Source organism: Paenibacillus sp. 01T422, assembly GCF_056398785.1.
In genome coordinates this window covers 1-6,808 of record NZ_JBFTQB010000290.1, presented here as the reverse complement: position 1 = coordinate 6,808, position 6,808 = coordinate 1, and the positions used below count along the sequence as shown (strand labels likewise).

The 6,808-nt window shown below is 48.1% G+C and carries 7 protein-coding genes; all 7 read left to right on the top strand.

Features of this window, described 5'->3' with window-relative positions; genetic code table 11:
• The coding region (locus tag AC1DUA_RS17325; protein WP_477500957.1) for an NADH-quinone oxidoreductase subunit H at window positions 1-261 on the top strand (261 nt) is incomplete at its 5' end.
• A 95-nt stretch (window positions 262-356) separates the two neighbouring features.
• The gene (nuoI, locus tag AC1DUA_RS17320; protein ID WP_477500956.1) at window positions 357-809 is read left to right on the top strand and encodes an NADH-quinone oxidoreductase subunit NuoI; all 453 of its coding nucleotides are present in this window, start codon (window positions 357-359) and stop codon (window positions 807-809) included.
• Entirely contained in the window at window positions 802-1,332 is a 531-nt protein-coding gene (locus tag AC1DUA_RS17315) for an NADH-quinone oxidoreductase subunit J (protein WP_477500955.1), read from the top strand. The genes nuoI and AC1DUA_RS17315 overlap by 8 nt, the downstream gene beginning before the upstream one ends.
• A gap of 2 nt (window positions 1,333-1,334) precedes the next feature.
• Window positions 1,335-1,646, top strand: a complete 312-nt coding sequence (nuoK, locus tag AC1DUA_RS17310; RefSeq protein WP_145668556.1) for an NADH-quinone oxidoreductase subunit NuoK — start codon at window positions 1,335-1,337, stop codon at window positions 1,644-1,646.
• 15 nt (window positions 1,647-1,661) lie between these two features.
• Window positions 1,662-3,572, top strand: coding sequence for an NADH-quinone oxidoreductase subunit L (nuoL, locus tag AC1DUA_RS17305; RefSeq protein ID WP_477500954.1), 1,911 nt, complete (start codon window positions 1,662-1,664; stop codon window positions 3,570-3,572).
• Entirely contained in the window at window positions 3,562-5,184 is a 1,623-nt protein-coding gene (locus AC1DUA_RS17300; RefSeq protein ID WP_477500953.1) for a complex I subunit 4 family protein, read from the top strand. The genes nuoL and AC1DUA_RS17300 overlap by 11 nt, the downstream gene beginning before the upstream one ends.
• Before the next feature lie 4 nt (window positions 5,185-5,188).
• Entirely contained in the window at window positions 5,189-6,700 is a 1,512-nt protein-coding gene (locus AC1DUA_RS17295) for an NADH-quinone oxidoreductase subunit N (RefSeq protein WP_477500952.1), read from the top strand.
• The last annotated feature ends 108 nt before the right edge of the window (window positions 6,701-6,808 follow it).

Here is a 6,808-nt window from a genome sequence, read left to right as displayed (position 1 = left end):
GTCTACGTGTTTGTTATTGCTTCTTTAACCAGCCTGATTTTCTTAGGTGGATGGCATTCACCATTTCCATTCCTTGATTTTATTCCAGGAATCCTTTGGTTCTTGCTGAAATTCTCCCTCGTTGTGTTCGTCTTGTTCTGGCTGCGGGCGACGTTGCCTCGCGTACGGATTGATCAGCTCATGGGATTCGGCTGGAAAGTGCTGCTGCCATTGTCGTTAGTCAATATGCTGGTGACGGCGATCATTATGACGATCTTTTAACAAAGCCTACGCATACGATGTCAGTTTTGTTTAAGCAAAATTCAGCGAATGCTTACGATGCAAGTTTCCTACGGAAACTCTAAGGAGTGAAACGAATGAAAGGCATAATCAAAGGTTTAGGCGTAACGTTGAAAAGCATGACACAGAAAAAAATCACGTACGCATACCMTGAGGTCCCGATARAAATGCCGGATCGTTTTCGCGGTATTCAACATTTTGACCCAGAGAAATGCATCGTGTGCAATCAATGTGCGCGTATTTGCCCAACCGAGTGCATTACACTGACGGGGAAAGCGAATCCGGACCCTGATAAAAAGGGCAAGGTCATTGATACGTACGATATCAACTTCGAAATTTGCATTTTGTGCGATCTTTGCACAGAGGTATGTCCGACGGAAGCGATCGTAATGACGAATAATTTCGAGCTAAGTTCCTATAGTCGCGACGATCTTTTCAAAAATTTGCAATGGTTAAATGAGAATAACCAAAACATTCGCCAGGAGAATAACTCGGCCATGCCAAAAGGGGGGGCCAAGAAAGATGTTTAACGGAATTGGTGATTTCCTCTCAAGCGGTTCAAGCTGGGCATTTTTCATCTTCGCCCTTCTTGCCATCGGCGGAGCGATCTTTATGATTTCTTTTACCAAAGTTGTTCACATGGTCATTGCCGTTGCGCTTACGTTCATTAGCTTGGCGGGGCTATATATTATCCTTGAAGCTGAGTTTGTTGCTTTCGTGCAGGTGTTGATCTATGCGGGGGCCATCTCGATCCTCATGATTTTCGGCATTATKATGACGAAGCACAGACAAGGGGAAGACGAGGAGCCGAGGCGTCCTTGGCACGAGGGTTTGGCGATTGTAGGCGCTTTGGGCTTGTTCGGAGTGTTATTTTATGCGATTCAAAAAACGACTTTCGTCTCACAAGGCTCTCTAGATGCCGGCAAAGACAATACACTAGAAATCGGCAAACTGCTGTATAACCAGCATGTGATTCCATTCGAAATCATGTCTGTGCTGCTGACGGTCGCCTTCATAGGCGCTATTGTCGTCGCGAAGAGAGAGGAGGATTAGCTATGGGTAACATCATTACTCCCTATCTCACGCTGGCTGCAATCCTGTTCTGCATCGGTCTGTACGGCGCTTTAACGAAAAAAAATGGGGTCATCGTGCTCTTGTCCATTGAGTTGATGCTTAATGCGGTGAACTTAAATTTAATTGCTTTCTCCAAGCTTGGGGATCATCCAGCACTGACAGGTCAGATTTTCTCCCTCTTTAACATTACGATTGCAGCTGCAGAAGCAGCTGTCGGGATAGCGATTCTTATAACGATTTACCGAAACAAAGGGACAGTAGATGTAACGGATTTGGATTCTATGAAGCGCTAGGAGGCTAACAAGGATATGGTATCGGACTATTCACAGTACGCCTGGCTCATTCCGTTGTTTCCGTTGATTGCTTTTCTAGCGCTTACGGCTATGGGACGTCAATTAAAGGACTTGGGCATTTATATCAGTATTTTTGCGATGTTCGCCTCGTTTATCGTCGCTATGCTGATATTTGTTGAACGCATCGGCGGCAAAGTTGAGGATTATACGTGGGATAAGCTGAATTGGCTGCAGGTTGGCGATTTCACCCTGAGTATGGGGTTTGAGGTTAACAATTTGAATGCCTTAATGCTGGTCATCGTCACGTTGGTCTCTCTCCTCGTTAATATTTACTCTAGAGGTTATATGAAAGGCGACGAGCGAATCCATGTGTTCTTTGGTTATATCGCTTTGTTCTCTTTCTCCATGCTAGGCCTAGTCATTTCGGAAAATATGTTAGAACTCTACATTTTCTGGGAGCTTGTTGGGGTGTGTTCCTTCCTGCTCGTAGGTTTCTGGTACTTCAAGCCAGAGGCGAAGGCTGCTGCGAAAAAGGCGTTCATCGTTACCCGCATCGGGGACGTGGGTCTGTTCATTGGCATCCTGCTGCTGTTTTGGTACATGCCGGGCCATGCGCTTGATTTTACATCTATACATAATGCCTTTACTACGGGCAAAATCGACCCTACAATCGTCACTTGGATTGCGGTTCTGATCTTCATCGGGGCGATGGGGAAATCAGGTCAGTTCCCGCTGCACACCTGGTTGCCTGACGCTATGGAAGGTCCGACGCCAATCAGTGCGCTGATCCACGCAGCAACCATGGTTGCCGCAGGGGTGTACTTGGTAGCGCGTACGTTTGATATTTTCCATGCTTCGCCGGATGCCTTAATGGTTGTTGCTTATGTGGGCGGCTTTACGGCCATCTTTGCGGCAACGATTGGGATCGCGCAGAATGATATCAAACGCATTCTCGCCTATTCAACCGTAAGTCAGCTCGGTTATATGATGATGGCACTCGGTATCGGCGTTTCGTATACGTCTGGGATGTTCCATCTGTTCACGCATGCGTTCTTCAAAGCATTGCTCTTCTTGGGCGCAGGCAGTGTGATTCACGCTGTTCATACGCAGGACATCAATGAAATGGGCGGATTATCCCGCAAAATGAAAATCACGACATGGACGTTCGCTATCGGAACGTTGGCTCTCTCGGGGATTTTTCCATTCGCAGGGTTCTGGTCCAAAGATATGATTCTGACAGAAGCATATGAACATAATCAGCTATTGTTCTGGGTTGGTGTGATTGCGGCCTTCTTCACAGCGTTCTATATGTCCCGACTCTTCTTCCTGGTTTTCCTAGGTTCGCCTAGAGGGAAAGCGCAAGGGGCGCACGGGCACGACGATCACGCCCATGAGCCGCATGAGTCGCCGTCCACGATGACGATACCGCTCATCATTCTGGCTGTACTCGCTGTGGTTGCTGGATTTGTGAATACGCCGTTCAACGAGTGGCTCGGCCACTGGTTAACGGGTCAAGAACATGACGAGAAAGCCAACTGGATCGTTATTATTTTATCCACACTCGCTGGGCTGCTTGGTATTGGACTAGGGTACTTGATCTACCTGAAACGCACGATTCCGCGAGATGTCATATCTAGTAAACTGCCATGGTTGTACACGCTGCTTAACCGTAAATACTTCGTGGATGAAATCTATGACAGTCTTATCGTTAAGCCGCTGCGCGGTTTGGGATGGATTCTTGAACTGATTGATGTGTACATCATTGATGGTCTCGTGCGTTTGGTCGCCTTTACTGTCGTCAGTCTCGGCCGCCTGGGCTCCCGTCTTCAAAATGGTCAGATGCAGACCTATGGTGTCATCATGATTCTAGGGATGCTGATCTTGGCGCTCGCCATCGCAGGAAGGAGGTTCATCCATGCCGGCTAATCTACCTATACTCAGTCTGATCGCTTTCTCACCTTTGCTCGGCGTGCTCGTCCTGCTCTTCATTCGAAGTGATCGCGGCCGTTTAATCAAAACAATCGGTATCATCACGACATTGATTCCGCTTATTTTGGCAGCATGGTTGTATGTTGATTACAACTTTCAAGGTGATCCGATTCAATACAAAGAACAGCTCAGCTGGATCAAAGTCCCACTGAACCATGAGGGTATTCAACAAATTACATCGTATTTCTTTGAATTCAAATACAGCGTAGCCGTAGATGGAATCTCATTGCCGCTTGTATTCTTAACTGCTCTTGTGTCGTCCATGGCTGCTCTAGCCTCGGTGTATATCAAGAAACGTTGGRAAACGTACTTTATTTTATTCCTGCTGCTGGAAACCGGTATGTTCGGCGTCTTTATGGCTCAGGACCTGTTCTTGTTCTTCTTATTCTTCGAAATTACACTCGTGCCGATGTTCTTCCTGATCGGAATATGGGGGTATATGAACAGAGAGCAAGCGGCCAATCGCTTCCTTCTCTACAATGGACTTGGTTCAGCGATTATGCTGATCGCGTTTCTTATTCTTGTCAGCACGGCAGGCTTCAACCAGGATCCGTCGCAGACAGAGGCTATCATTTACTACAGCGGAGATATTCATACGATTGCGCATAATTTGCTGCAAGATCCTGCTGCATACGTGAATCAAGAGGGGGCTCCATTCTTCCTAAGCCCAGCTATGAAATGGACCGTGTTCATTATGCTGCTGGTCGCTTTCGGAATTAAGCTGCCGATCTTCCCGTTCCACACATGGATGTTAAAAGTACATACAGAGGCTCCGCCTGCTGTCGTTATGATTCACTCCGGTATTTTGCTGAAAATGGGAGCTTACGGCCTTATCCGCTTCGGTATTCTGTTCTTTCCAGCGGAGGCGAAGCAGTGGGCCTGGATGCTAGCGCTCCTAGGCGTAATCAACATCGTGTACGGTGCCATTCTCGCGATGGTGCAAAAAGACTTCAAACTCGTGCTGGCTTACTCGAGTATCAGCCATATGGGCATCGTCCTGCTTGGTCTCGCCGCATTTAACGTGTCGGGCCTGCAGGGTGCCGTGTTCCAACTGATCTCACACGGTTTGATCTCGGCCCTGATGTTCCTGCTCGTCGGCAGCATCTACGAACGGACGAACACGACCGATCTCGATCGCTTAGGCGGTCTCGCGTCGTCGGTTCCCTTCATCAGCGGGATTCTGCTGATTGCGGGGATGGCATCGCTCGGATTGCCGGGCTTATCCGGCTTCATCAGTGAGTTCCTCGCGTTCCTCGGACTCTTCGAGACACACCGGGTGTACGCGATTGTTGGTACACTGGGGATCATTCTCGCAGCGGTTTATGTGCTGCGCGGGGTACTAAACATTACGTTTGGCCCTAAGCAGCCAACTCTGGTCCTGCAAGGGATACGCGATGCACGATTAATCGAGGCGGTGCCGATGATTACTTTGGTGGCGTTCATCCTCTTGCTCGGGGTGTACCCAAGCGTGCTGAGCCAGCCGCTACAGCAAACGATAGGCAGCTTGGATCAATTGATCCAAAGCGTAGCCGGGAAGATAGGAGGTTAGTCCGGTGGAACAGCTTCGACTCCAAGTCTCCGATTTAGTACATCTGCTGCCTGAGCTTACGCTGGTTGCCACCGCGATCATCCTATCTCTCTTGGATTTGGTCTTGCCAAACAGGTTGAGTCGTTCCATTATTGGATGGTTAACCTTGGTAGGTCTTGTGATTTCCGGTGTATTCGTCTTGCTCCAGTTGAATCCGGATGAGGCGATTCAGCTGCTCAATCAGAGTTATAGAGTGGATGACTTCTCCAATATACTAAAATTGTTCACCTTAGTAGGAACTGGCTTCGTCGTTCTGATGAGTCTAAGTTTCGTAAAAGAAGATGCGATTCCGCATGTAGGCGAGTATTATTACTTCTATCTGCCTGCAGCGCTGGGCGCCATGATTATGTCTTCATCCGGAGATTTAATTACGCTGTACGTAGGGCTGGAACTGCTTAGTATCACCTCGTACTTACTTGTAGCGATGAAGAAGAAGGATAGCAAGTCCAATGAAGGAGCCTTTAAATACTTAGTGATGGGTGGCATATCCTCTGCCATCATCTTGTATGGCATGTCCTTCTTATACGGCATGGTGGGCTCGAGCAATCTTTCGCAGATTGGCGCTGCGCTCCCATCGATCATAGGTTCATATGAGCCGCTGCTCTATGTTTCGTTCTTTATGCTGCTTGCTGGATTCGGCTTCAAAATCGCCGCCGCCCCTTTCCACAGTTGGGCGCCGGATGTCTACCAAGGCGCACCTACACCTGTGACAGCTTTCTTGGCTGTCGTGTCCAAAGGTGCCGGCTTTGCCATCCTTTTCCGAGTCTTCTACGTCTTGTTCGGATTTACGTCCTTCGAGGAATCGAAATTCCAATCCGATGTGTTCCTGGCCATTTCGGTCATGGCTGCAATCGCTATGGTAGCGGGTAATTTCATTGCCTTGAAGCAAACGAACATGAAAAGACTATTGGCTTACTCGGGAATTGCCAATGCGGGATATTTGCTTGTTCCAATTGCAACGTACTTCTCAGGTGTCCATTATGCGAATTTCTCTGAATTCATCTTCTATCTGATCGCGTACTTGTTCATGAATATCGGCGCTTTCGCGGTACTGATGATTATCGAGCAAGCGGAGGGACATACCGAAGCCAAAGGCTTCGGAGGTCTGTATTATCGGGCGCCTTTTACCGCTGCTGCGATGGTACTGATTGTGTTGTCCTTAACAGGAATCCCGATTTCCGGAGGATTCTTCGGTAAGTTGTACATCATACTCGGTACGATGCAAACCCATCAATACTGGCTCGGCTCCCTAATGATCGCGACGAGCGTTGTATCGTTGTACTACTACTTCGGCGTCGTACGTCAAATGTTCATGCGCAGCGACTACGAGCCGGCCGAGGTGAAAGTGCCCATTACCTTGGGCATAACGGTCTGGTTATGTGCCATTATTGGCGTTGCTCTAGGCTTTGTACCGCATCTTGTGCTCAGATGGATTGAATCCATCTTCATGCTAACGAAGGATTTTATCTTGATGTAAATACAGTGGAGTCCTCCCCTTGCTGGGGAGGGCTTTTTTATTTTAAACATTAGAAATCGCATGTGGTAATTGCCTCCAAATCACACACAAATCCCACAATTGCATGTA